Genomic DNA, 21462 nt, shown 5'->3' with positions numbered 1-21462 from the left:
TCAATGGACTCCATGATGTAAAGACGCAGGGGCGACTGCCGGGCTGTGCAGCAAACGATGGGTGCGCGGGTACTCGCCGTGCTCGCTGATGAAATTCAGCAGTTCGACATAGGTTTTGCTGCTTTGGCGCAGTGCAGCATCGCGCAGGGTCGGTGCCAGACGCGGATCCTGCAGGGTCTGCAACAACCGTTGGTGGATCGCACACAAATACTCGGCGCTCTCCTCCGGCTGGTTCAGCCGCAGATGCAGGTCCGCCAGGTTGTGGTGGGAAATCACGCAAGCCGCCACCGCTTCGTCGGCATCCGCCCAACGCTCAAACAACACTTGAGCCAGGGCCAGTGCCTGCAAGTAAGCCTCGCGGGCATCGACCAGTTCGCCCAGCATGAAACAGTGATTAGCCCTTTCGATCGTGCGTTTCCAGTGCTCCATGGTGAGCCTCCAAAGCGGTGGCAGTGATTACACGCCGCCAGCGGTGAGTTTTTCCGGGTCCAGCAAAACCTCAAGCTGGTTGCGGGTCAGGTCGGTGTGTTCCAGTGCCACGTCGATAACCGGCCGACCTTGCTGATAAGCCTTCTTGGCAATCTCGGCGGCTTTTTGGTAACCAATGATCGGGTTGAGTGCGGTGACCAGAATCGGATTGCGCGACAGCGCTTCCTTGAGTCTGGCTTCGTTGACCTTGAAGCTGGAGATCGCTTTTTCACCCAGCAGATGGCTGGCGTTGGCCAGCAATTCAATGCTGCTGAGCAGGTTCTGGGCGATGATTGGCAGCATCACGTTCAGTTCGAAATTGCCTGACTGACCGGCGATGGTGATCACGGTGTCGTTGCCGATCACCTGAGCGGCGACCATCGCGGTGGCTTCCGGGATCACCGGGTTGACCTTGCCGGGCATGATCGACGAGCCCGGCTGCAAGGCTTCGAGCTCGATCTCCCCCAGACCGGCCAGCGGACCGGAATTCATCCAGCGCAGGTCGTTGGCAATTTTCATCAAGGACACCGCCGTCGCCTTGAGCTGCCCGGAGACCGCAACGGCCGTGTCCTGGGAGCCGATCAGCGCAAACAGATCGGTACCGGGCTTGAATGGGACGTGGGTCAGCTCGCTCAGTTGTTGACTGAAACGCGCGGCGAACTCGGGATGCGCGTTGATGCCGGTGCCCACCGCGGTGCCGCCCTGCGCCAGGGATTGCAGGCTTGGCAGCAGGTTTTGCAGATGACCGATGTTGGCTTTGAGTTGCTGCGCCCATCCGTTAAGCACTTGGCTCATGCGCACCGGCATCGCGTCCATTAAATGAGTGCGACCGGTTTTGATGTGGTGATGAACGGTCTCAGCCTTGTGCTCGATCACCTGCACCAGACGCAGCAGCGCCGGCAGCAGCTGTTCATGCAACGCCAGCGCTGTGCTGACATGGATCGTCGTCGGGATAATGTCGTTGCTGCTTTGGCCGCAATTGACATGATCGTTGGGGTTCACCGGCTCACCGAGTACACGGCTGGCCAGGGTGGCGATCACTTCGTTGGCATTCATGTTCGAGCTGGTGCCCGAGCCAGTCTGGAAGATGTCCACCGGGAAGTGCTGCATGAAATCGCCGTTGAGCAGACCCAATGCCGCCTCGACAATGGCACCGCCCTGAGCTTCGCTGATTTGCTTGAGCTCGACGTTGGCCCGGGCGGCGGCAGCTTTGGCCAGGATCAGCGCGCGGATGAACTGCACGGGCATCGGCTTGCCGCTGATCGGGAAGTTATCCACCGCCCGTTGGGTCTGCGCGCCATAGAGCGCATCCACCGGGACCTGAAGCTCGCCCATGCTGTCGCGTTCAATGCGTGTCTTGGTCATCAGAAAATCCTTGCACCAGTTCTATGAGGGGAATCGAGGGCTGCAACTCGCAGGTCGCCAGTTGCCAGGTGTAGCGTTGCCAGCGCGTGAGGCGGCACTTGCACAGAGAGAGGCGTTCGAGTTCACGCAGCGGGCGCCAGGCCTGGTCGAGGCAGTAAGTGCGCCAATGCCAGGGCAGCGCGACATCGGCGGCAGTGTCGAGTAACAAACGGAAGGAAGTTTCGGCGATGGTCCAGGGAGACGTTGCCGTGCAACAGGCCAAATACCGGCCTTCAGCCAGGTAATGGGCGATCAGGCGTGGTTCGTCAGGGTCCATGGCGCAACGGATCTGGCGACTCATCCAGCGCCAGCTTTCGAGGTAAGGCTGCTCGTGCAAGGCAGAACTCATGATCCGGGCTCATTCGGTAATGAGATTAATTATTAGATGATAATGAGAACCAAAACAACCCCGATAAAATCGAGGCACAAAAAAGGCGCGTTTCCCGCACCCGGGTAACGCGCCTTTTTGCGTAACGGTTAAGCGTTAGCTACCCGCGACCGTCATGCGTTCGATCAGCACCGAACCTGTGCGAATGTTGCTGCGCAATTCCAGATCATTACCGACCGCAACGATCTGCTTGAACATGTCACGCATGTTGCCGGCGATGGTCACTTCCTGCACGGCAAACTGGATTTCGCCGTTCTCGACCCAGTAACCCGCTGCGCCACGGGAGTAATCGCCGGTGACCATGTTCAGGCCCTGCCCCATCAGCTCTGTGACCAGCAGGCCACGGCCCATGCGACGCAGCAACGCGGCCTGATCTTCATCGCCATGGGTGACAAACAAGTTGTGCACACCGCCGGCGTTGGCAGTACTCGGCATCCCGAGCTTGCGCCCGGAGTACGTGCCGAGGATGTAGGACACCAACTCACCCTTTTCGACGAACGGCTTGGCGTAAGTCGCCAGGCCGTCGCCATCGAACGCGGAACTGCCCATGGCGCGCATCAAATGCGGACGCTCATCGATGGTCAACCACTCCGGAAACAACTTCTGCCCCAGTGTGCCTTCAAGGAACGACGACTTGCGGTACAGACTGCCGCCGGAAATGGCCGAGAGAAAGCTGCCGAACAAACCACCGGCCAGTTCAGCGGAAAACAACACCGGTACTTCGCAGGTCGGTACGGGACGCGCGCCCAGACGGCTCGCCGCCCGCTGCGCGGCACGCTGACCGATGATCGCCGGATCGGTCAGCAAGTTGCCCTGGCGGTTTACGTCGTACCAGTAATCGCGCTGCATCTGGCCATCGGCCTCGGCAATCATCACGCAACTCAAGCTGTGTCGGGTCGACGCGTAGCTGCCGATAAACCCATGACTGTTGCCGTACACGCGGCAACCCTGATGGGTGCTGAGCGTGGTGCCGTCGGCATTCTTGATCCGGCTATCGGTGGCAAACGCTGCGGCTTCGCAAGCCAGCGCTTGCTCGATGGCTTGTTCCGGAGTGATGTCCCATTGGTGGAACAGGTCGAAATCCTGCAGGTCGCGGGCCATCAACGCAGCATCGGCCAGGCCCGAGGCTTCGTCTTCGGACGTGTGCTTGGCGATGGCCAGCGCCGCCGCGACGGTTTCCCGAATGGCGTCAGGGCCGCTGGCCGAGGTGCTGGCCGAGCCCTTGCGCTGGCCGACATACAAGGTGATGCCAAAGCCCTGATCGCGGTTGAACTCGACGGTTTCGACCTCGCGCTGGCGCACCGACGTCGACAGGCCCTGTTCCAGGGACACGGCGACTTCGCAGGCACTGGCGCCCTGACGCTTGGCTTCAGCAATGATCTGCTCGACTTGTTCTTGCAGTGCCGGCAACGCTTGTGGGCCGACGCTTTCAACTGCACTCATGCTGTTCTCCACTCAAATTCTGCTTTCGGTATGGCCTTCGAGCGACCGGGCCGGACAAGCGGCCCCCGACTGGTTATCATGGCGGCGTTTCTTTGCGGACGGCCACCATGGTTGATTCTTACGACGACTCCCTCGATACGGGAGAAAAAAGCAAATCCCAGGTTAAACGTGAGCTTCATGCTCTGGTTGACCTTGGCGAGCGCCTTACAACACTCAAGCCTGACTTGCTGGCAAAACTGCCGTTGACCGACGCTTTGCGCCGGGCTCTGGGCGATGCCCCCAAGCACACCGCGAATATCGCGCGTAAACGGCACCTCATGTTCATCGGTAAACTGATGCGCGATCAGGACACTGACGCCATTCTGACCTTGCTCGATCAACTCGATGCCTCCACTCGGCAGTACAACGAACGTTTCCATGGCCTGGAACGCTGGCGCGATCGCTTGATCGCGGGCGACGATGCAGTCCTGGAGAAGTTCGTGCTCGACTACCCGGAAGCTGATCGTCAGCAATTGCGCTCCCTGATCCGTCAGGCCCAGCACGAACTGGCGACCAACAAGCCACCGGCATCGAGCCGTAAAATCTTCAAGTACATCCGTGAGCTGGACGAGACTCAACGCGGCCTGCGTTAAGTCCCTTCTCGGGTGAGTCGCCAAGCGGCTCACCCGAAGCTTCTCTTTTCTCAAAAGCCACTTATGCGCCTGTGCCACCCACAGTGATCGCATCGATTTTCAGCGTTGGCTGGCCGACACCCACCGGCACCGACTGCCCATCCTTGCCACACGTACCCACGCCGCTGTCCAGCGCCAGATCGTTACCGACCATCGACACCTTGCTCATGGCTTCCGGCCCGTTGCCGATCAACGTCGCGCCTTTGACCGGGGCAGTAATCTTGCCGTCTTCGATCAGGTACGCCTCGCTGGTCGAGAACACGAATTTGCCGCTGGTGATGTCCACCTGTCCGCCGCCGAGATTGGCGCAGTAGATGCCGCGCTTCACCGAGGCGATGATTTCTGCCGGATCGCTTTCGCCCGCCAGCATGTAGGTGTTGGTCATGCGCGGCATCGGCAGGTGCGCATAAGATTCGCGACGACCGTTGCCGGTACGAGCCACGCCCATCAGACGCGCATTGAGCTTGTCCTGCATATAGCCTTTGAGTACGCCGTTTTCGATCAGCGTGGTGCACTCGGTCGGGGTGCCTTCGTCGTCGACGTTCAGGGAACCTCGACGGCCCGCCAACGTACCGTCATCGACGATGGTGCACAGTTTGGACGCAACCATTTCGCCCATGCGCCCGCTGTAGGCAGAGCTGCCCTTGCGGTTGAAGTCACCTTCCAGACCATGGCCGACCGCTTCGTGCAGCAGCACGCCAGACCAGCCGGAACCCAGCACCACCGGCAACGTACCGGCCGGCGCCGGAATGGCTTCAAGGTTGACCAGTGCCTGACGCAATGCTTCACGGGCGTAACCCATGGCGCGGTCATCGCTGAGGAAATAACGGTAATCGGTACGACCACCGCCACCATGACCGCCACGCTCGCGGCGACCGTTCTGTTCGACGATCACACTGACATTGAAGCGCACCAATGGCCGTACATCCGCAGCCAGGCCGCCGTCAGTAGAGGCCACCAGAATCCGCTCCCAGACACCGGCCATGCTCACAGTGACTTGCTGGATACGCGGATCGAGAGCACGAGTAGCCGCATCGATGCGTTTAAGGAGTTCGACTTTTTCGGCGCGGCTGATCACTTCCAGCGGGTTGTCCGGCCCATACAACTGGGCGACGTCCTGGGTCGTGAAAGCCTGCACCGTGCCGTTCTGCCCGGCGCGGGAGATTGAGCGCGCGGCACGGGCCGCGGCACCGAGGGCTTCCAGGGTGATGGCATTGCTGTAGGCAAAACCGGTCTTTTCACCCGATTGCGCGCGTACGCCGACGCCCTGGTCGAGGTTGAAGCTGCCTTCCTTGACGATCCCGTCTTCCAGCGCCCAGGACTCGGAAATCTGCCCCTGGAAATACAGGTCGGCAGCATCGATACCCGGGCCAGCCAGGTCGCCGAGCACGCCTTGCAAGCTCTCGATCGTTACGCCACCGGGCGCCAGGAGGTGTTCACTGACTGAGGACAACAACTCGCTCATATGCTTTACGCCTTCAATTCATCGTTCTGAGGCAGGTCGCTGAGCGCCCTGCGAGAAAAAGCGCCGGTGACTGGACACCGGCATCCGCGCCCGGATGGACGCCTGTTCGCTGCTATCTCGTTCGGCCAGCAGCACGGCCTCGCCTTGATCCTGTTGCGCCAGTATCCGGCCCCAAGGGTCGACGATGGCGGCATGCCCCCAGGTTTCTCGCGGCCCCGGATGAGTCCCACCCTGCGCGGCCGCCAGCACATAACATTGAGTCTCGATGGCTCGGGCGCGAATCAGCACATCCCAATGCGCCGCCCCGGTCACCGCGGTAAACGCCGACGGTGCGGTAATTAATTCCGCCCCGGCAGCCCGTAATTCGCTGTACAACTCCGGGAAGCGCAGGTCGTAACACACCGTCAGGCCGACTCGACCGACCGGCGTATCCGCAACCACCACGCCACTGCCATAAGCATAGTCATCGGACTCGCGATAACGCCCGCGATTGTCCGCAACGTCCACATCAAACAAGTGCAGCTTGTCGTAGCGCGCCACCGTTTCGCCATGGTCATTCACCAACAGCGAACAGGCATGCACCTTCGCCGTCGGTTGATCCACCGGCGGCAACGGCAATGTGCCGGCGACTATCCATAACTTGAGGTCGAGGGCGGTCTGTTTCAACCATGGCAGGATCGGCCCGTCGCCCAACGCCTCGGCGCGGCCGATATCGGCGATGTCGCGACGGCCCATCGCGGCGAAGTTTTCCGGCAGCACGGCCAGTTGCGCGCCACCGGCCGCCGCTTGCTCAAGCAGGCGGCGAGCCTGGGCCAGATTGGCCAGCACATCGCTCTGGCTGACCATTTGAATCACCGCTACAGACATGGCCTTTCCTTACTTGAGAAGTGTCCGCCAACCTGTAGCAGCTGGCGAAGCCTGCGTCCGGCTGCGCAGCAGTCGTAACACCGGATTGCACGGTTTACCTGCAAGACCATGTTGACCGGGTTCACGACTGCTGCGCAGCCGGACGCAGGCTTCGCCAGCTGCTACAGGATCTGCGTCGCTGATTGAAATGAGTTCGGCCATGCTACTCCATCGCCTTGGCGAGTGCCTTTTCGAAAAGCGACTCAAAAAGGTTTGTCGAAGGTGATTTTCGGCTCTTTCCACGGGCCTTTGACGGTGTATTTCACACTGGCAAACCGCGCCATGCGATCACCAATCAGCTTGTCGATCAGGAACAGCGCGCCGCCAACGGCCGGCGCGCCAACGATCAACGCGGCAATCGGCAAGTTGTTGGTAACCGGTAACGTCACCAGCAATTTGGCGTCGATCTGATCACCCACCAGATTGAGCGTGCCATCGAGTTCAACATTGCTGGACGGACCGGTCATCCGGATCGGTTCACGGGTGACGTAGACGCCATTGGTACCGACCAGCAAACCTTTGACCCGGTCATAACTCAACCCTTTGCCGAACAGGTCGGAAAAGTCCAGGCGCAAACGGCGACCGATGGAATTGAAGTTAAGCAAGCCGAAGACTCTCAGCGCCTGGGCACTGCCGTCGACTTCAACAAACTGGCCCTTGGTAAGGGAGGCATCAAGGGTGCCGGAGAACCGTTTGCTGGCCAGCCACGCCGGCGAACCGGGCCAGCGACCGTCAACATCCATATGGAACTCTTCGCTGGTGACACTCGGTGCAAACCCCCAGCCCTTGAGCACATCGGCTAGATTCTTGCCGCTGATTCGCCCCTTGTACCAACTGCTGGAACTCCCTGGCGCACCTTCCCAACCGCCACTGCCCTGCAACAGAATGCCTTTGAGCCCCATGTCCAGGTTATTGAATGCAATGCCCCGCGGCGTCGGACGGACTTTCAGCGACCAGCCACCCACCAGATCCTGGCCCAGGAACAGCTGATTGATGGTGATGTCCAGCGCCGGAATTTTTGTCGGGTCAACCGTGGCCAGAGGGTCGGGCGCATTATCGTCGGTCAGTGCCTTGGGATCCGGCGCGGGTAGCCGCACGTATTGCAGATTGACCGTGATCGGCGCGCCTTTCGCGTCAGGCACACCGACCGTGCCTTTGACCTGCTGGCTGTCGAGCTGCAAAGCCCAGGCGGCGGGCTTTCGGTTTATCTGCACCGATGCCTTGTCGAGGGTGCTGCCCAGTGCACTGAGCTTGCCAATCTGGAAGTCTGCACCGCTGAAGAACTGCTTGGCATTGCCACCCGGATCCTGGCCAGCGTACTTGTCCACCAAATCCTTCCAGGGGCCGACATCCAGTTCCGACAGTACGCCACGCACGCGCAGGCCTTTGGTACCGGGCAACACGGCATTGCCACCACCGAGGAACAGCTCACCACGACCTTCGGCAAAATTGCCGTTCGGGGCTGCAAACGTGAAGTTTGCCAACTCACCATAGTTGACCCAATAACGACGCTCCGCACCTTGCAAGGTCATGCGAAATGTCGTGTCGCGCCCCGCATCGGCTGCCATGCCGAACGGAGCCGGCAGATCAACCGTCACGCCTCTGAGGTTGGAATTGACCATCAACTGGCTGTCGGCGCCATCCAGGGTCAGTTGCAATTGATACGGGATCACCCCGGACACCGGCAACGGCTGAGTCACGTTCAACCACTGAGTGAGTTTTTTGACTTCGACATGACCGGAAGCCGTAACGCGAGTCTTGAGATTGCTGGCGTTGCCATCAGCGAAAATCTGCGCGGTGACCGGTTTATCAAAGGCACGGGCGCTGATGTTCTGCCCGCTCAGACCCTTGGTGCTGTCGAAGCGGAAATCGCCCTTGAGCTGAGTCAGCTCCAGCGGTGGTTCGGGAAGTTTCAGACGCGCCTTGGCTGTTTTGAAGTCAACCAGAATTTTCGGCTTCTCGTCTTTGACCAGCGGGATATCCAGTTTCAGTTTGCCTTGCAGCTCGCCCTCACCTTCCCATTTGGCGAAGGTTTCAGCTGTACCGATGGGGGCCTCCTGAAGAATCTTCAGCCCATCACCCAAGCCGCCAGCAAACTCGCCGTCAAGGAACAGGTGGACGCTTTTTCCATCCGGCACATGGGGAATATTGACGTAGATGTCCTTGACCTGAGTGTCGAGCAACTGGCCCTTGCTGGCCAGAATCCGCACACCACTGTCTTCGACAAACACATCACCCGTGACTTTGCTGACATGCGGCCAGCCTGGCTGGAACGCCAGCTCGGCATCGTGCACCTTGAAGAACAGGCTGATGCTGCGGGCGGTATCAGCGACGCCATGGTTCAGCGACCCCTGATACTGGAAGAAACCTTCATCCACCGCGCCTTTGAGAATGGCCGTACGCAACCATTCGTCGAGTGCGGGGCTGAGGACGGTCGGCAGGTATTTGGCGGTGTAGCGCCCATCGCCTTCCACCATACCCACCCGCAGGTCCATGTAATCTTCCTTGGCGGGATCAAAATACAGGCGAATCAGAAAATCGCCGGCAATCTTGCCCTCTTCGCCAAGCACCTTGAGGTAGGGCGCGATCAGGGTGAAGCCTTCTTTATCGAGTTTCCAGGTCAACGTGGCGTTGGCCTGGATGTACTGCCATGGCTTGGCGAAAATGGGGTCCAGGTGCAGGACAAAGTCCTTGCTGTCCATGCGCAGCTCACCCTTGCCGAGGTCACCGCTGATGCTGCCGCTTACATTTCGCGCCGCCGGGGCGCCGGCATAGGCATCAAAACCTACCCGGTCAAGGTTCGCGGCGAAGCTGAACTTGCTGTCGTCAGTGGCATTGGGCCGCATGTCGATCAGCACATTACGCAGCCCACCGGTCACTTTGAGTTTTTCGACTGCCGTGGCGACACCTTTGGGCAGTGGGCCCAAGGCGTTCAGCAGCGGCGTGAGCGGGGTGAGGTCGAGTCGATCGGCTTGCAGGTGCCAGAGTTCTTCGACCTTGTCAGTGGCCGACGTCTGTTTGAGTTGCAGATGCGACTCCCAGCGCGTCTCGCCGAAGCTCATGGCCAGCGAATCCAGGGTCACCAAGAAGCCTTCGGCATTGCGCTGGAAATAGCCATTGAGCGCCAGGTTGTTGATCTGGATCGGCTTGCGCTCGGCGTACGCCCCTTTGAGTTGCGGCGCGTTGAGGCGAATCGCCGCGCTTTGCAATGTGCGCTGGCCCCAATTGATCCAGAGCTCGCCGCCGGCCTTGATCTCGGAAAAATTCCATTGCTGGGTCAGGCGCTCGGGCAGCCATTTCGACCAATCGCTTTGCGGCAGGCTCAGATAGGCCTCGGCCTCCCCATCCTGCCACTGGCTGGCGCGGATACGGGTACGCAGGCTCATGGCCACTGGCTGGCCATCAGGCAGGGTCATTCGGGCATCGAGACGCTGCCGCGAAGCTCCGGTTTTCAGAGTGAAGCCGACGTAGGTCAAGGTCAGCGCCGGTTGATCCAGTGGTTGCAAGGTCACCTGACTGTCGATCACCGACAACTGCTGGACGATCTGCAGGCGATTGAGCAGTTGCTCGGGATCCAGCGGCTGATCCTTCTGCACCGGCAACCCTTCCAGCGCCCACTGCCCGTCGGTGCCTTCCTTGAGGCTGATCTTCAGGCCATTGAGCTCCAGGTGAGCGATGCGCAACTGACGAGCCAACAGGCTTCCCCAAAGGTCAGGCACCGCACGCACCTGATCCAGGCGCAAGGCATTGGCACCTTCGCCGACCGTTACGTCATGGGCGAACAGGATCGGCGCAAAACCACTCCAGCTGCCTTCAAGCTCGCCGATTTGCAATGGCACGCCGAAGGCCTCACGGGCTTTGGTTTCGACCTCGGCCCGGTATTCAGCCACCAGTGGCGTCAGCTCCCGGCCGAGGCTGACGTACAACGCCATCAACACCAATGCCAACGCGCACAGGCCCAGCCCCCAGCGGGTGAGTGCGACCAAAATGCGTGTCAGACGCTCCATGTCAGTTGGCTCCCATGGCAAAAATGCTGCAAAAAGCTGAGGCCAGCCGTTCTAGTAAGGTTGGAACACCGCGATTCAGAGCAACACCACGTCGTATTGTTCCTGGGAATACATGGTTTCCACCTGGAATCGAATGGTGCGTCCGATAAATCCTTCCAGCTCGGCAACGTTACCTGACTCTTCGTCGAGCAAGCGGTCGACAACTTTCTGGTTCGCCAATACACGATAGCCCTCCGCCTGATAGGCGCGAGCCTCGCGGAGAATTTCTCGAAAAATTTCGTAGCAGACCGTTTCAGGGGTCTTCAGCTTGCCGCGCCCCTGACAGCTGCTGCACGGCTCGCACAGCACCTGTTCGAGACTTTCGCGGGTGCGCTTGCGGGTCATCTGCACCAGGCCCAACTCAGTGATGCCGATGATGTTGGTTTTGGCGTGATCGCGTTCCAGTTGCTTCTCAAGCGTGCGCAATACCTGGCGCTGGTGTTCTTCGTCTTCCATGTCGATGAAGTCGATGATGATGATCCCGCCCAGATTGCGCAGGCGCAGCTGACGGGCAATCGCGGTGGCGGCTTCGAGGTTGGTCTTGAAGATGGTTTCTTCAAGGTTGCGATGGCCGACGAAGGCCCCGGTGTTGACGTCGATGGTGCTCATGGCTTCCGCCGGATCGACCACCAGGTAACCGCCGGACTTGAGCGGGACTTTGCGCTCCAGGGCTTTCTGGATTTCGTCTTCCACGCCGTACAAGTCGAAAATGGGCCGCTCGCCTGGGTAGTGTTCAAGACGATCAGCGATTTCCGGCATCAGTTCGGCGACGAACTGCGTGGTTTTCTGAAAGGTTTCCCGGGAGTCGATGCGAATCTTCTCGATCTTCGGGCTCACCAGGTCACGCAAGGTCCGCAACGCCAGGCCGAGGTCTTCGTAGATCACACTCGGCGCACTGATGGTTTTGATCTGCTCGTTGATCTGATCCCAGAGCCTGCGCAAGTAGCGGATGTCCATGAGGATCTCATCGGCGCCCGCCCCTTCGGCGGCGGTGCGCAAAATGAAACCGCCAGCCTCCTTGATGCCTTCTTTGGCCACGCAATCGGTGACCACTTGCTTGAGGCGCTCGCGCTCGGCCTCGTCTTCGATCTTCAGCGAAATACCGACGTGGGCGGTACGCGGCATGTACACCAGATAGCGTGATGGAATCGACAACTGAGTCGTCAGGCGTGCGCCTTTGGAGCCGATCGGGTCCTTGGTGACCTGGACCACCAGGCTCTGGCCTTCATGGACCAGAGCGCTGATGCTCTCGACCACCGGGCCTTCACGCAGGGAGATCTCCGAGGCATGGATGAACGCGGCGCGGTCCAGGCCGATATCGACGAACGCTGCCTGCATGCCGGGTAGAACCCGCACAACCTTGCCTTTATAGATGTTGCCGACGATCCCGCGCTTTTGCGTACGCTCGACGTGGACCTCTTGCAGAACACCGTTTTCGACCACCGCCACGCGCGATTCCATCGGCGTGATGTTGATCAGAATCTCTTCACTCATGGCAGGGTCTCGTTCGGGCATGTTCACGATAGTGGCTGCATCTTGTCAGTACGACGCTTAGCGCGCGTTAGGTGTTTGCCAACAGGGTATGCCGAAATGGCCGAGCAGTTCCGCGGTTTCGCACAGCGGCAACCCGACCACCGCCGAGTAACTGCCATCGAGCCCGGCAACAAATACCGCACCCAGCCCCTGAATTCCGTAGCCACCCGCCTTGTCACGAGGCTCATCGCAGGCCCAGTAGGCTGCCGCTTCTTCGCGACTGATGTTGCGAAACCGCACCAGACTGCGCACCACCAGCGACTCGCAGCGCTCGGCGTCGAGTACGGCGATGGCGGTCAGCACCTCATGCTCACGACCGGCCAACAGCATAAGCATGGCGCACGCATCGGCTTCGTCCACCGGTTTTCCCAGAATTTTGCCGTCCAGCACCACGGCGGTGTCGGCACCCAACACGCAAAAATCGACGTCGGAAACAACTGTTCCGCGCCCGACTTCGGCCTTGCCGCGCGCCAGGCGCTCGACATAGGCCGACGGGGATTCTTGAGGTAAAGGGGTTTCATCGATGTCCGCGCTGATGGCGGAGAATGGCACGCCGATCTGCGTGAGCAGTTCACGCCGACGCGGCGAGCCTGAGGCGAGGTATAGCTTTTTCATCAAGACGTCTCCCTGTCCAGTGCCCTGTCTCACAAATACTGTTCCTTTTTGGCGGCGTCTGTTGTTGCCATACTGCGTTGCCGCTTCTCGCCATAGCGAGCTATGACTTGGCATGGCGCCTTGTCTGGCAACAACAGCCACTCGCCAAAAAAGGAACGTATTTGCGAGACAGGGCACCGGCGCGGGCAAATGCCTGACCGAATTAATTGATTTTGTAGCGTCGACGCAGACCACGCAAACCGTAGCTGACCCAAGGCCAGAGCAACGCACTGACCAGTGCCGGCAGCACCAGCGCCAGGGTTGGCTGGCGATTGCCGGTCAAGGCGCTCAGCCACAGCTGAACCAGCTGCGCGAGGCCGAAGATCACCAGGATCACCAGGCTCTGTTGCCACATCGGGAACATGCGCAAGCGCTGTTGTAGTGACAACACCAGAAAAGTGATCAACGTCAGGATCAGCGCATTCTGGCCAAGCAACGTGCCGTAAAGCACGTCTTCAGCCAAGCCCAGGCACCATGCGGTGACCATGCCGACCTTTTGCGGCAGGGTCAGCGCCCAGAACGCGAGCAGCAACGCCAGCCACAGCGGGCGAAGGATTTCCATGAATTGCGGCAGGGGCGAGATACTGAGCAACAGGCCGATAGCGAACGTCAGCCAGACAATCCAGCTATTTCGGGAAGCTTTGACGCCGACCATTATTCTTCTCTCCCAGTAGAAGCCGGCGCGGGGACAGGCGGTTTGGCGGCAGGCTTCACGGCCGGTTTAGCGGCGGCAGGTTGCGACGCGTGCGGTTTGGCGGCAGCGGGTTTGGCCGGGGTTGCCGCCGGTGCCGGTGCGGCCGGTGCAGCTGGAGGCGCGACAGGCGTGGCAGGCGCTGCGTTGGCGGCGGGCACCACCGTGGTCGCCGGCACTGGTTTGGGTACGGTGGCCGGAATGATCGGCCCGCCACCATGCTGGTCCAGTGCTTCCTGAGCCTGGGCCGCTTCGTTGGCACGCTCTTCGGCAGTACGGCCGTCGCTGAACACCAACAGCAAGTAGCGACTGCGGTTCAAGGCAGCGGTCGGCACGGCGCGAACAATGGCAAACGGCTGGCCGGAGTCGTGAATCACTTCCTTGACGGTCGCCACCGGGTAACCAGCCGGGAACCGCTGACCGAGGCCGGAGCTGACCAACAGGTCGCCTTCCTTGATGTCTGCAGTATCGGCAACGTGACGCAGTTCCAGGCGCTCCGGGTTGCCGGTGCCGCTGGCAATCGCCCGAAGACCGTTGCGGTTCACCTGCACCGGAATGCTGTGGGTGGTGTCGGTCAGCAGCAATACACGGGAGGTGTAGGGCATCAATTCGACCACCTGCCCCATCAGGCCGCGGGCATCGAGCACCGGCTGACCGAGGATCACCCCGTCGCGCTCACCTTTATTGATGATGATGCGATGGGTGAAGGGGTTCGGGTCCATGCCGATCAACTCGGCCACTTCGACCTTTTCGTTGACCAGCGCGGAAGAATTGAGCAACTCGCGCAGCCGAACGTTCTGCTCGGTCAGGGAGGCAAGCTTTTGCATGCGTCCCTGCAACAGCAGGTTTTCGCTTTTGAGTTTTTCGTTCTCGGCGACGAGCTCGGTACGGCTGCCAAATTGGCTGGCCACACCCTGCCATAGCCGCTGCGGCAGGTCAGTGATCCAGTAAGACTGCATCAGCACCAGCGACATTTGGCTACGCACTGGCTTGAGCAGTGTGAAGCGGGCATCGACCACCATCAGCGCGACCGATAGCACGACCAGCACTAATAAGCGCACGCCCAGTGAAGGCCCTTTGGTGAAAAGCGGTTTAATAAGCCGCTCCTCCCAGGCAAATGTTCTCTTTATTCATACGGCATCAAACCGGCCTGGATGCAGACTGACAGAAGATAAACGCCAACAGGCAGCACTGCAAAGTGCTGCCTGCGCGCCAACAGCATAGATGCAACCGGCGAGATCACTCGCTGGATAGCAGGTCCATGGTGTGTTTATCCATCATTTCCAATGCACGGCCACCGCCGCGAGCAACGCAGGTCAGCGGGTCTTCGGCGACGATCACCGGCAGACCTGTTTCCTGGGCCAGCAACTTGTCGAGGTCGCGCAGCAAGGCGCCACCACCGGTCAGAACCAGGCCACGCTCGGCGATATCGGACGCCAGCTCCGGAGGCGATTGCTCCAGTGCGCTTTTCACAGCCTGAACGATGGTGGCCAGGGACTCTTGCAGAGCTTCCAGCACTTCATTGGAGTTCAGGGTGAATGCGCGTGGAACGCCTTCGGCCAGGTTACGGCCACGAACGTCGACTTCGCGAACTTCGCCGCCTGGGTAGGCTGTACCGATTTCCTGTTTGATGCGCTCGGCGGTGGATTCGCCGATCAGGCTGCCGTAGTTGCGACGCACGTAGGTGATGATCGCTTCGTCGAAGCGGTCGCCGCCAACCCGTACGGACTCGGCGTAAACCACACCGTTCAGGGAGATCAGGGCGATTTCGGTAGTACCACCACCGATATCGACCACCATCGAACCGCGTGCTTCTTCAACCGGCAGGCCGGCACCAATCGCAGCAGCCATTGGCTCTTCGATCAGGAACACTTCACGAGCACCGGCACCAAGGGCCGATTCACGGATGGCACGACGCTCAACTTGAGTCGATTTGCACGGAACGCAGATCAGCACACGAGGGCTAGGCTGCAGGAAGCTGTTTTCGTGAACCTTGTTGATAAAGTATTGCAGCATCTTTTCGCAGACACTGAAGTCGGCAATCACGCCGTCCTTCATCGGACGAATGGCAGCAATGTTGCCCGGCGTTCGGCCGAGCATGCGCTTCGCCTCGGTGCCGACAGCAACGACACTTTTCTGGTTACCGTGTGTCCGAATAGCCACAACCGATGGCTCATTCAGGACGATTCCGCGCTCGCGCACGTAAATAAGGGTGTTGGCAGTGCCCAGGTCAATGGAGAGATCGCTGGAAAACATGCCACGCAGTTTCTTGAACATGGGAAAGGGACCCTAGGCAACGCGTGGGTAAAAAAGTGCGGCAAACTCTAACAACGACAGGGATTTTGGGCAAGGCGCCAATATGTTAAATTGACCGCTTTTCTGTGCACCAACCCCCACAATCGCGGCCTTATGACCGTAGAAATGCGGTAGTGTTCCGACAATCTAACACACGGACGCCGTCCGTTCTGTTTTCCACTGGAGAATCGCAATGGCGCTTGAACGCTCCGACGTGGAAAAAATCGCTCATTTGGCCTGCCTGGGCCTCAATGATGCCGATCTTCCACAAATCACCTCGGCCCTGAATAGCATTCTGGGTCTGGTCGACGAAATGCAGGCGGTCAATACCGACGGTATCGAGCCGCTGGCCCACCCACTGGAAGCCAGCCAGCGCCTGCGCGCAGACGTCGTGACCGAGACCAATCATCGCGAGGCCTATCAGTCCATCGCACCAGCGGTCGAAAACGGCCTGTACCTGGTTCCGAAAGTCATCGACTAAAGGGAAAGAGCCTGCAATGCATCAATTGACTCTGGCCGAGATCGCTCGCGGACTCGCCGATAAAAAGTTTTCTTCCGAAGAGCTGACCAAAACCCTGCTGGCGCGTATCGCCCTGCTCGATCCTCAGCTCAACAGTTTCATCAGCCTCACCGAAGACCTGGCGCTCCAGCAGGCGAAAGCCGCTGACGCACGCCGGGCCAATGGTGAGAGCGGCGCCCTGCTCGGCGCGCCGATTGCGCACAAAGACCTGTTCTGCACCCAGGGCATCCGCACCAGCTGCGGTTCGAAAATGCTCGACAACTTTAAAGCACCGTACGATGCCACCGTAGTCTCCAAACTGGCCGCTGCCGGGACCGTGACCCTGGGCAAGACCAACATGGACGAATTCGCCATGGGTTCGGCCAACGAGTCGAGCTACTACGGCGCGGTGAAAAACCCATGGAACCTGGAACACGTTCCGGGTGGTTCATCCGGCGGTTCGGCGGCTGCGGTTGCCGCGCGCCTGCTGCCTGCGGCCACGGGCACCGATACCGGCGGCTCGATCCGTCAGCCCGCGGCCCTGACCAACCTCACCGGCCTGAAACCGACGTACGGTCGTGTTTCGCGCTGGGGCATGATTGCCTACGCGTCCAGCCTCGATCAGGGCGGCCCGATGGCGCGCACCGCCGAAGACTGCGCGATTTTGTTGCAAGGTATGGCCGGCTTCGATCCGAATGACTCCACCAGCATTGACGAACCCGTGCCGGATTACCGCTCCAGCCTCAACGGCTCGCTGCAAGGCCTGCGCATCGGCGTGCCGAAAGAGTATTTCAGCGCCGGTCTCGACCCGCGCATCGCCGAGCTGATCCACAACAGCGTCAAGGAGCTGGAAAAACTCGGCGCCGTGATCAAGGAAATCAGCCTGCCGAACATGCAGCATGCGATTCCTGCGTACTACGTGATCGCCCCGGCGGAAGCCTCGTCCAACCTGTCGCGTTTCGACGGCGTGCGTTTCGGCCACCGCTGCGCAGACCCGAAAGACTTGATCGACCTGTACAAGCGCTCCCGTGGCGAAGGCTTCGGCCCGGAAGTACAGCGCCGGATCATGGTCGGTGCCTACGCGCTGTCGGCCGGTTACTACGACGCCTACTACCTGAAGGCCCAGAAGATTCGTCGCTTGATCAAGAACGACTTCATGGCAGCCTTTAATGAGGTCGACATCATCCTCGGCCCAACCACGCCGAACCCGGCCTGGAAGCTTGGCGCCAAGAACAGCGACCCGGTCGCTGCTTACCTGGAAGACGTCTACACCATCACCGCCAACCTCGCCGGCCTGCCGGGCCTGTCCATGCCAGCCGGTTTCGTCGATGGCCTGCCGGTGGGCGTGCAACTGCTCGCGCCATATTTCCAGGAAGGTCGCCTGTTGAACGTTGCCCACCAGTATCAGTTGAACACTGACTGGCACACCCGCACCCCAACCGGCTTCTGAGGAGACACACATGCAATGGGAAGTCGTGATCGGGCTGGAGATTCATACCCAGCTCACCACCCGGTCGAAAATCTTTTCCGGTAGTTCGACCACGTTCGGTTCCGAGCCGAACACCCAGGCCAGCCTGGTAGACCTGGGCATGCCCGGCGTACTGCCGGTGCTGAACCAGGAAGCGGTGCGGATGGCGGTAATGTTCGGTCTGGCGATTGACGCCGAGATCGGCCAGCACAACGTGTTCGCCCGTAAGAACTACTTCTACCCGGACCTGCCCAAGGGCTACCAGATCAGCCAGATGGAATTGCCGATCGTCGGCAAGGGCCACCTGGACATCGCCATGGAAGACGGCACGATCAAACGTGTCGGCGTTACCCGTGCGCACCTGGAAGAAGACGCCGGTAAAAGCCTGCACGAAGAGTTCAACGGCGCCACCGGCATCGACCTGAACCGTGCTGGCACGCCGCTGCTGGAAATCGTCTCCGAGCCGGACATGCGCAGCGCCAAGGAAGCCGTGGCTTACGTCAAGACGGTCCACGCACTGGTGCGTTACCTCGGCATCTGCGACGGCAACATGGCCGAAGGCTCGCTGCGCTGCGACTGCAACGTGTCGATCCGTCCAAAGGGCCAGGTTGAATTCGGCACCCGCTGCGAGATCAAGAACGTCAACTCGTTCCGTTTCATCGAGAAGGCGATCAACAGCGAAGTGCAGCGCCAGATCGAGCTGATCGAAGACGGCGGCAAAGTGATCCAGCAGACCCGCCTGTACGATCCGAACAAGGACGAAACCCGTCCGATGCGCAGCAAAGAGGAAGCCAACGACTACCGTTACTTCCCCGATCCAGACTTGCTGCCAGTGGTCATCGAAGACTCGTTCCTCGACGACGTGCGCGCGACCCTGCCTGAATTGCCACCACAAAAACGCGAGCGCTTCCAGGAGCAATTCGGTCTGTCGGTCTACGACGCCAGCGTGCTGGCGACCAGCCGCGAGCAAGCCGATTACTTCGAGAAAGTCGCGAGCATCGGCGGCGACGCCAAACTGGCGGCCAACTGGGTGATGGTCGAGTTGGGCAGCCTGCTCAACAAGCAAGGCCTGGACATCGAAGACTCGCCGGTTTCGGCCGAGCAACTGGGTGGCATGCTGCTGCGCATCAAGGACAACACCATCTCCGGCAAGATCGCCAAGGTGGTGTTTGAAGCCATGGCGAACGGCGAAGGCAGCGCGGACGAGATCATCGACAAGCGCGGCCTCAAGCAAGTGACCGACACTGGCGCGATCTCGGCGGTGCTGGACGAAATGCTCGCCGCCAATGCCGAACAGGTTGAACAGTACCGCGCGGCAGACGAAGCCAAACGCGGCAAGATGTTCGGCTTCTTCGTCGGCCAGGCCATGAAAGCCTCCAAAGGCAAGGCCAACCCGCAACAGGTCAACGAATTGCTCAAAAGCAAGCTCGAAGGCTAAATCGTGGTCTTGCGCCCGAGGATCGTTCCCACGCTCTGCGTGGGAATGCCGCCCCGGACGCTCCGCGTCCATCGCAATGTGACGCGGAGCGTCACGGGAAGCGTTCCCACGCGTGAGCGTGGGAACGATCACTCGGGAGCTTTCAAATGAAACATCTGCTCGGCGCCTGCGCCCTGCTCGCTCTGCTGGCCGGTTGCGCCAGCAACGATATCGTCGATCCACACGGCTACGACAAGACCGGCACGGCGTCCTTTTACGGCGCCAAACACCAAGGTAAACGCACCGCCAGTGGCGAGCGTTTCGACAAGAATTCCATGACCGCCGCCCATCGCCAGCTACCCTTTGGCACGCGGGTGAAAGTCACCAATCTGAACAACGACAAGTCCTGCGTGGTCCGCATTAACGACCGCGGGCCACATACCCGTGGACGTCTGATCGACCTGTCCCATGCAGCCGCGGAGCGCTTGGGCATGGTCAAGAGCGGCACCGCCAAGGTTCGCGTGCAAGCCCTCGACGACTGACAGACGGAGCACCCATCATTTTCGGACTTGCCGATATACCCCTGATCAGTGTGATTGAACTGCTCAGTGGCCTGCTTTTACTGATCGCAGGCGCCGAACTGATGGTGCGTGCCGCCGTGCGCCTGGCGGCGCGGTTGCACGTGCGGCCGCTGATTATCGGCCTGACCATCGTCGCCCTTGGCAGCAGTGCGCCGCAGATGGCGATCAGCCTGCAAGCCACCCTGGCGGACAATGCCGACATCGCCGTCGGCAGCGTGATCGGCAGCAGCATCTTCAACATCCTCGTCACCCTCGGGCTTTCGGCACTGATCATTCCGCTGCGTGTCTCGCGGCAACTGGTGCGCCTGGATATTCCGTTGATGATCGGCGCCAGCCTGCTGGTGTTTGTCCTGGCGTGGAATGAAGAACTGACCCGAACCGATGGCGTGATACTGCTGGCAGCATTGGCCCTGTATCTGGGCCTGTTGCTACGCCAGTCCCGGCACTCGGCCCGTCCACCATCGAGCGACCCGCACAGTCACACCGCGCCCTGGATCAGCAGCCTGTTGATGATCGTCGCCGGGCTGGCGATGTTGATCTACGCCGGACACTTGCTGCTGGGGGCGGCGGTTGTCGTGGCGACCGACCTTGGCCTGTCGGAACGAATCATCGGCCTGACCATCGTCGCCATCAGCACATCCCTGCCGGAGTTGGCCACCTCATTGATCGCCGCCCTGCGCGGTCAGCGGGACATTGCCGTGGGCAACGTGATCGGCAGCAACTTGTTCAACCTGCTGGGCGTGCTTGGCGTGACGGCGCTGTTCGCGCCGTCGCCGTTGTCGGTGTCACCCAATGCCCTGGATTTCGACTTGCCGGTGATGCTCGGCGTTGCGGTGTTCTGTCTGCCGTTGTTCTACACCGGCTATCGGGTAACCCGGGCCGAAGGTTTGTTGTGCCTGGCTTTGTACCTGGCTTATGGGTTGCACGTGGTGTCATTCACCACCGGCATGCCACTGGCCGGCAAGCTTGAACACCTGATGCTGTTTTTCGTTCTGCCGGCGCTCGTGGCGTTTCTGCTGTTCTCGTCACTGCGCGCCTGGCATCGCCAACACCACAAGAGGGATGTGTCATGACCGATAATAAAAAATCTGGCGTTGAAGTCCGCCGCCAAGTGATGGGCGACGCCTTCGTCGACCGCGCACTGGGCAATGCCACCGAGTTCACGCAGCCGCTGCAGGATTTCGTCAATGAACACGCCTGGGGCGGTGTGTGGAATCGCGAAGGCCTGCCGCTGAAAACCCGCAGCCTGATCACCCTTGCCGCCCTGACTGCACTGAAGTGCCCGCAAGAATTGAAAGGCCACGTGCGCGGCGCCCTGAACAACGGCTGCACCGTGGAAGAGATTCGTGAAACGTTGCTGCATTGCGCGGTGTACGCCGGCGCGCCCGCGGCGATTGATGCGTTTCGGGCGGCGCAGGAAGTGATTGAGAGCTATCAGAAGCCGGAGTAAATCTTCGGTATTTGCGGCGGCAGGACTACCGCCATCGCGGGCAAGCCCGCTCCCACAGTTTGGAATGCATTCCCCTGTGGGAG

19 protein-coding genes are annotated in these 21462 nt (G+C 60.3%); 7 read left to right on the top strand and 12 right to left on the bottom strand.

What is annotated here, in order from left to right; translation table 11 throughout:
- The 4 genes from AC1D2P_RS19660 to pmbA form a co-directional block, all read right to left on the bottom strand.
- Positions 1-429, bottom strand: coding sequence for a hypothetical protein (locus AC1D2P_RS19660; RefSeq protein WP_477757727.1), 429 nt, complete (start codon positions 427-429; stop codon positions 1-3).
- Positions 430-456: 27 nt separating this feature from the next.
- Positions 457-1833: a class II fumarate hydratase gene (locus AC1D2P_RS19655; protein ID WP_477757726.1), complete on the bottom strand. Its 1377-nt coding sequence runs from the start codon at positions 1831-1833 to the stop codon at positions 457-459.
- Positions 1814-2221, bottom strand: a complete 408-nt coding sequence (locus tag AC1D2P_RS19650) for a hypothetical protein (protein WP_046026829.1) — start codon at positions 2219-2221, stop codon at positions 1814-1816. Before AC1D2P_RS19650 ends, AC1D2P_RS19655 begins: the two co-directional genes overlap by 20 nt.
- Positions 2222-2356: 135 nt before the next feature.
- A complete protein-coding gene (pmbA, locus tag AC1D2P_RS19645) occupies positions 2357-3703 on the bottom strand; it encodes a metalloprotease PmbA (protein WP_477757725.1) in 1347 nt (448 codons plus the stop codon).
- A 107-nt stretch (positions 3704-3810) separates the two neighbouring features.
- Between pmbA and yjgA the strand changes: the two genes are divergently transcribed.
- A complete protein-coding gene (gene yjgA / locus AC1D2P_RS19640) occupies positions 3811-4335 on the top strand; it encodes a ribosome biogenesis factor YjgA (protein WP_008026892.1) in 525 nt (174 codons plus the stop codon).
- A 61-nt stretch (positions 4336-4396) separates the two neighbouring features.
- Here the strand turns inward: yjgA and tldD are convergent, their stop codons facing one another.
- The 8 genes from tldD to mreB all read right to left on the bottom strand — a co-directional run bounded on the left by tldD (position 4397) and on the right by mreB (position 15946).
- The gene (gene tldD / locus AC1D2P_RS19635) at positions 4397-5839 is read right to left on the bottom strand and encodes a metalloprotease TldD (RefSeq protein WP_046026831.1); all 1443 of its coding nucleotides are present in this window, start codon (positions 5837-5839) and stop codon (positions 4397-4399) included.
- An 18-nt stretch (positions 5840-5857) separates the two neighbouring features.
- Positions 5858-6706, bottom strand: a complete 849-nt coding sequence (locus AC1D2P_RS19630) for a carbon-nitrogen hydrolase family protein (protein ID WP_046026832.1) — start codon at positions 6704-6706, stop codon at positions 5858-5860.
- A gap of 242 nt (positions 6707-6948) precedes the next feature.
- On the bottom strand, positions 6949-10752 hold the full coding sequence (locus AC1D2P_RS19625) for a YhdP family protein (RefSeq protein WP_109787864.1): 3804 nt from the start codon (positions 10750-10752) through the stop codon (positions 6949-6951).
- A 75-nt stretch (positions 10753-10827) separates the two neighbouring features.
- Positions 10828-12285 carry a ribonuclease G gene (rng, locus tag AC1D2P_RS19620; RefSeq protein ID WP_046026834.1) on the bottom strand — a complete coding sequence of 486 codons (1458 nt, stop codon included), beginning with the start codon at positions 12283-12285 and terminating at the stop codon, positions 10828-10830.
- A 57-nt stretch (positions 12286-12342) separates the two neighbouring features.
- Complete coding sequence (locus AC1D2P_RS19615; RefSeq protein ID WP_477757724.1) at positions 12343-12939, bottom strand: Maf family protein; 597 nt, start codon at positions 12937-12939, stop codon at positions 12343-12345.
- A gap of 202 nt (positions 12940-13141) precedes the next feature.
- On the bottom strand, positions 13142-13633 hold the full coding sequence (gene mreD, locus AC1D2P_RS19610; RefSeq protein WP_046026836.1) for a rod shape-determining protein MreD: 492 nt from the start codon (positions 13631-13633) through the stop codon (positions 13142-13144).
- A complete protein-coding gene (gene mreC / locus AC1D2P_RS19605; RefSeq protein WP_109787861.1) occupies positions 13633-14766 on the bottom strand; it encodes a rod shape-determining protein MreC in 1134 nt (377 codons plus the stop codon). Before mreC ends, mreD begins: the two co-directional genes overlap by 1 nt.
- A 142-nt stretch (positions 14767-14908) precedes the next feature.
- Positions 14909-15946, bottom strand: a complete 1038-nt coding sequence (gene mreB / locus AC1D2P_RS19600) for a rod shape-determining protein MreB (protein WP_002555108.1) — start codon at positions 15944-15946, stop codon at positions 14909-14911.
- A 211-nt stretch (positions 15947-16157) separates the two neighbouring features.
- Here mreB and gatC point away from each other — a divergent pair, with 211 nt between their 5' ends.
- The 6 genes from gatC (at position 16158) to AC1D2P_RS19570 (ending at position 21379) form a co-directional block, all read left to right on the top strand.
- Positions 16158-16445 (top strand): Asp-tRNA(Asn)/Glu-tRNA(Gln) amidotransferase subunit GatC, encoded by a 288-nt coding sequence (gatC, locus tag AC1D2P_RS19595; protein WP_046026838.1) that lies wholly within the window; start codon positions 16158-16160, stop codon positions 16443-16445.
- A gap of 16 nt (positions 16446-16461) precedes the next feature.
- The gene (gene gatA, locus AC1D2P_RS19590) at positions 16462-17913 is read left to right on the top strand and encodes an Asp-tRNA(Asn)/Glu-tRNA(Gln) amidotransferase subunit GatA (protein WP_223523717.1); all 1452 of its coding nucleotides are present in this window, start codon (positions 16462-16464) and stop codon (positions 17911-17913) included.
- Between the two features lie 10 nt (positions 17914-17923).
- Positions 17924-19369 carry an Asp-tRNA(Asn)/Glu-tRNA(Gln) amidotransferase subunit GatB gene (gene gatB, locus AC1D2P_RS19585; RefSeq protein ID WP_223523715.1) on the top strand — a complete coding sequence of 482 codons (1446 nt, stop codon included), beginning with the start codon at positions 17924-17926 and terminating at the stop codon, positions 19367-19369.
- A 146-nt stretch (positions 19370-19515) separates the two neighbouring features.
- Positions 19516-19890, top strand: a complete 375-nt coding sequence (locus tag AC1D2P_RS19580) for a septal ring lytic transglycosylase RlpA family protein (protein ID WP_223523714.1) — start codon at positions 19516-19518, stop codon at positions 19888-19890.
- A 50-nt stretch (positions 19891-19940) separates the two neighbouring features.
- A complete protein-coding gene (locus AC1D2P_RS19575) occupies positions 19941-21002 on the top strand; it encodes a calcium/sodium antiporter (RefSeq protein ID WP_077430877.1) in 1062 nt (353 codons plus the stop codon).
- Positions 20999-21379 (top strand): carboxymuconolactone decarboxylase family protein, encoded by a 381-nt coding sequence (locus AC1D2P_RS19570; protein WP_046026843.1) that lies wholly within the window; start codon positions 20999-21001, stop codon positions 21377-21379. Before AC1D2P_RS19575 ends, AC1D2P_RS19570 begins: the two co-directional genes overlap by 4 nt.
- Positions 21380-21462 lie beyond the last annotated feature (83 nt).

Source organism: Pseudomonas sp. P1_F1_2 (assembly GCF_056405815.1).
Note: the sequence above shows the minus strand (reverse complement) of the source record. Positions and strands in the feature narration are given on the sequence as shown.